This is a genomic window from Caulobacter sp., from assembly GCF_035254145.1.
GTDB lineage: Bacteria > Pseudomonadota > Alphaproteobacteria > Caulobacterales > Caulobacteraceae > Caulobacter.
In genome coordinates this window covers 1-4033 of record NZ_DATFAV010000054.1, presented here as the reverse complement: position 1 = coordinate 4033, position 4033 = coordinate 1, and the positions used below count along the sequence as shown (strand labels likewise).

The following is a 4033-nucleotide window of genomic DNA, read 5'->3' as shown; positions in this document are numbered from 1 at the left end:
CCCGGCTCCTTGGGCGGCTCGCCCTTGGGCAGGGCGTCTACATGATCCATGCCTTCGGTCACCTGGCCCCAGACGGTGTACTGGCCGTCCAGGAAGGTGGCGTCGTCGAACACGATGAAGAACTGGCTGTTGGCCGAGTTCGGGTCGGGCGTGCGGGCCATCGAGCAGACGCCGCGCACGTGCGGCTCCTTGCTGAACTCGGCCTTGATGTCCGGCTTGTCCGAACCGCCACGACCGGTGCCCGACGGATCGCCGCCCTGGGCCATGAAACCCGGGATCACGCGGTGGAAGACGACGCCGTCGTAGAAGCCCTCGCGCACAAGCTCCTTGATCCGCTCGACGTGTCCGGGGGCCAGGTCGGGCCGCAGCTTGATCGTGACCGGACCGGTTTCGAGGGTCAGGATCAGGGTGTTTTCGAGGTCGGCCGACATGGTCTTCCCTTGGATGGAGAGTGTGTGACCGCGCTTCTAGCGTGGATTAAGCCCGCCTGTGAACCGACTAGAGCCCGAAAACGGGAATTGGTTCAGCGCAGCTCAACCGGAGGGTCGATATCGCAGACCGAAAAGTCAGCCCCCTTCAAGGCCCGCAGACGCTTGGTCTCGGCGGCGAACCAAGGCCCCTTTGGATCGATCAGCCGCACCTTCGGGCGCTCGCTCTCGGGAATATCCGACAGCAGCCTGACCTTCAGCATCTGATCCTGCGGCGCCGGGACGGGCTCGCCGGTCTTGATGGCGCGCACGACGTCCAGGCCGGCGACCACTCGGCCGAACGCCGTGTAGCGCTTGTCCAGCGAGGGATAGGGCTGTCGCATCAGGAAGAACTGGCTATTGGCCGAGTTGTTGTCCTCGTCGCGCGCCATGCCGACCACGCCCGGGCAATAGGTCCCCCAGGCCGAGACCTTCTTGTCGGCGGTCATGTCGCTCCAGCTCCAGGCCTGGCTGACAATCGGAAGCGACTTGAGGTAGCCCACCTCCAACCCGGCGGGCGCCGCCATGGGAACGAAGGCGGTGTCGGCCGCTCGACGGAAGGTGAACTCGGCCTTCAGGTTGGGCTTGTCGCTCGCGCCTTCGCCGGTGTTGGTCGGGTCGCCGGTCTGGGCCATGAAGCGGTCGATCACGCGGAAGAAGGTGCGGCCGTCATAGACCCCGGCTCGCGTCAGCTCCTGCAGGCGCGCCACGTGGGCCGGCGCGACCTCGGGAACCAGTTCGACCAGCACCCGCCCCTTGTTGGTGTCGATCACCATGATCGTCTCGGGGGCCGGCGCGCGCCAGTCGCGCTCCGACGGGCCGGCGACAGAGGCGGCCATGGCCGGAGCGGAAACCGCCGCCAAAAGCAAGCCGGACAGGAGCGCGCGCGAGCGGATCATCTCATTTCACCTGTACGGGAACGTCGACGTCGCAGTTGGTGAAGCTTCCGCCCATCTCGGCCTGCCGCTTGGCGACCAAGGCCTTGAACGCGGCCGAACGCGTGTCCATCACCTGTACCGCGGGGCGCTTGTCGGCGGGCAAGTCGGCCAGCAGCTTCACGCTCAGCATCTTGTCCTGCGGATCGGGCACGGGCTCGCCCGTCTTGATGTTGCGCACGACATCGACGCCCTGCAACACCCGGCCAAAGGCGGTGTAGGTCTTGTCCAGCGAGGCGTTGGCCTGGCGCATGAAGAAGAACTGGCTGTTGGCGCTGTCCGGATCGCCAGCGCGAGCCATGCCCAGGACGCCCGGACAGAAGTTGCCCCAGCTGGCGACCTTGCGGTCGGCGGTCATTACCGCCAGCGCCGAGTTCTGGCTCGTCACGGGCAAGTTGGCGACCCAGCCTTGCTCGTTGCTCCCATGCTTAAAGCCCGCGCCCAGGGGCAGGTCACCGCCCCGACGGAAGGTGAACTCCGCCGTGAGATTCGGCTGGTCGGAACCGCCGATGCCGGTGTTCTGCGGATCGCCCGTCTGGGCCATGAAGTCGCCGATCACGCGGAAGAACGTCAGGCCGTCGTAGAAGCCGCTCTTCACCAGCCCACGCACGCGCTCGACATGGTTTGGCGCCACCTGGGGGTAGAGCTCGGCGATGATCAGGCCCTTGTTGGTCTCCACCACCACTACATTGTTCGGATCGGGCGTACGCCAGTCCGAGCTCGCTGGAACGGCCTGGGCCGAGGCCGCCCCAAAAGAGGTCGCAGCGGCGGCTAGCGCCAGCGCGGCGGCGGTCATGGCGAACTTCATCGATTACCCCGAACAGAATAGGTCGAGGTCGGCGTAGAACGCCACGGCCTCCCCGACAAGTGCGGCCATGTTGAAGCGCAGGATTTCGGCCGGATAACGGCGGGCGTGGTCGTCCGTATCCTTGGCGGTCCGCCCCGGTCGGCCTAACCATGAGCAATGATCACGATACGACGCCTGCTGGGCCATGAAGGCGCCGCCGCAGCTGAACTCCACCGCAGAGCCGGCGCGCTTATTCCGGGCTACGACACCACCCTGCACTCGGCCGAGGAGTTCAAGGTCTTCTATCGTGACCACGTGATGCCCAACGGCTCCGTGTGGGGCGCTTTCGAGGACGACCGTTTGCGTGGACATGTGGCCTTGCTGCCGGGCTGGATCGACCATCTGTACGTCGATCCGGATTTCCATGGACGCGGGATTGGCAGCGCCCTGGTAATCTTGGCCCAGCAGGAACAGGCTGAACTCAGGCTCTACACCTTCCAGTCCAACACCCGAGCCCGGGCTCTCTACGAGCGTCACGGGTTTGCGATCGAGGAGTTGACCGATGGTCAGCGGAACGAAGAGAAGATGCCCGACATGACCTATGTCTGGCGACGCGGCTAGTCGCCCTTCCTCACCTTCGCCACCAGTTGCTCGGCCACTCCGGCCGGGACGAACTTGGAGATGTCCCCGCCGAGACTGGCGATCTCCTTGACCAGCCGCGAGGCGATCGCCTGGTGGCGCGGGTCGGCCATCAGAAAGACGGTCTCGATCTCGCGATCCAACTGCTGGTTCATCGCCGTCATCTGGAATTCGTATTCGAAGTCGGCCACGGCTCGCAGGCCGCGCACGATCATCTGGGCGTTCACATCGCGGGCGAAGTGCATCAGCAGGCTTTGGAACGGCCGCACCTCGATCTCGGCGATCTTGGTCAGGTGCGCCGTTTCGCGCTGCAGGATGGCGACCCGTTCCTCCAGGGAAAACAGCGGCCCCTTGCCTGTGTTCACCGCCACGCCGATCACCAGCTTGTCCACCAGCTTCACGGCGCGCCCGATGATGTCGAGGTGACCGTTGGTGACCGGGTCAAAGGTCCCCGGATAAAGCCCAACCCGCATGCAACCCCCTACGTTGAAGATCGAGGGTTACGGGGTCTCTTCCGCCCCGCTGTCCTCGCCCTGGTTGTCGTCCCCGCCGGAATCGGCGAGGCGCTCGACGCTGACGACGTGCTCGTCCTGCGCCGTGCGGAAGATGGTTACGCCTTGAGTATTCCGCGCTGCAACACGAATTTGCGAGACGGGCACCCGGATGAGCTGGCCCTGGTCGGTCACCAGCAGGATTTGATCGCTCTCCTCGATGGGGAACGACCCCACCAGACGACCGCCTCGCTTGCTGAGATCCTGCGCCGCGAGACCCTGGCCGCCCCGCCCGGTGCGACGGAAGTCATAGGCGCTGGTGCGCTTGCCGAAGCCTTCCGACGACACGGTCAGCAGGATTTCCTCGGCTGCGCCCAGTTCGGCGATGCGTTCCGGCGTCAGGGTGGTCTCGTCGCCGTCCTCTTCGCCCTCCTCGACCGCGGCGGGTGCGTCCTCGCCCTCCTCGCCGGCGGCGCGCAGCATGGCGCGCTGATGCTTGAGATAGGCGGCGCGCTCGGCCGGCGTGGCGTCGACGCTGCGCAGCACGGCCATCGAGATGACCTCGTCGCCCTCGGCCAGCTTCACGCCGCGCACGCCGGTGGAGTCACGGCTGGCGAACACCCGCACCTCGTCGACCGAGAAGCGGATGCAACGGCCGGCGGCCGTGGTCAGCAGCACGTCCTGGTCGGCGTTGCACACGGCCACGCCGACGAT

6 protein-coding genes are annotated in these 4033 nt (G+C 66.0%); 1 reads left to right on the top strand and 5 read right to left on the bottom strand.

Annotated elements, in window-relative coordinates; all coding sequences use genetic code 11:
* The 3 genes from VJ655_RS02980 to VJ655_RS02970 form a co-directional block, all read right to left on the bottom strand.
* Nucleotides 1-431 (bottom strand): peptidylprolyl isomerase (locus tag VJ655_RS02980; RefSeq protein ID WP_324098092.1); only part of this gene is annotated, 431 nt, incomplete at its 3' end.
* 92 nt (nt 432-523) lie between these two features.
* A complete protein-coding gene (locus VJ655_RS02975) occupies nt 524-1366 on the bottom strand; it encodes a peptidylprolyl isomerase (RefSeq protein ID WP_324098090.1) in 843 nt (280 codons plus the stop codon).
* A gap of 1 nt (nt 1367) precedes the next feature.
* A complete protein-coding gene (locus VJ655_RS02970) occupies nt 1368-2210 on the bottom strand; it encodes a peptidylprolyl isomerase (protein WP_324098088.1) in 843 nt (280 codons plus the stop codon).
* Nucleotides 2211-2366: 156 nt separating this feature from the next.
* Here VJ655_RS02970 and VJ655_RS02965 point away from each other — a divergent pair, with 156 nt between their 5' ends.
* Entirely contained in the window at nt 2367-2810 is a 444-nt protein-coding gene (locus VJ655_RS02965; protein WP_324098086.1) for a GNAT family N-acetyltransferase, read from the top strand.
* On the opposite strand, the gene coaD is transcribed toward VJ655_RS02965, so the two are convergent.
* Both coaD and VJ655_RS02955 read right to left on the bottom strand, forming a co-directional pair.
* Nucleotides 2807-3301: a pantetheine-phosphate adenylyltransferase gene (coaD, locus tag VJ655_RS02960; RefSeq protein ID WP_324098084.1), complete on the bottom strand. Its 495-nt coding sequence runs from the start codon at nt 3299-3301 to the stop codon at nt 2807-2809. The genes VJ655_RS02965 and coaD overlap by 4 nt on opposite strands.
* A 27-nt stretch (nt 3302-3328) precedes the next feature.
* The coding region (locus tag VJ655_RS02955) for a DNA gyrase C-terminal beta-propeller domain-containing protein (protein WP_324098082.1) at nt 3329-4033 on the bottom strand (705 nt) is incomplete at its 5' end.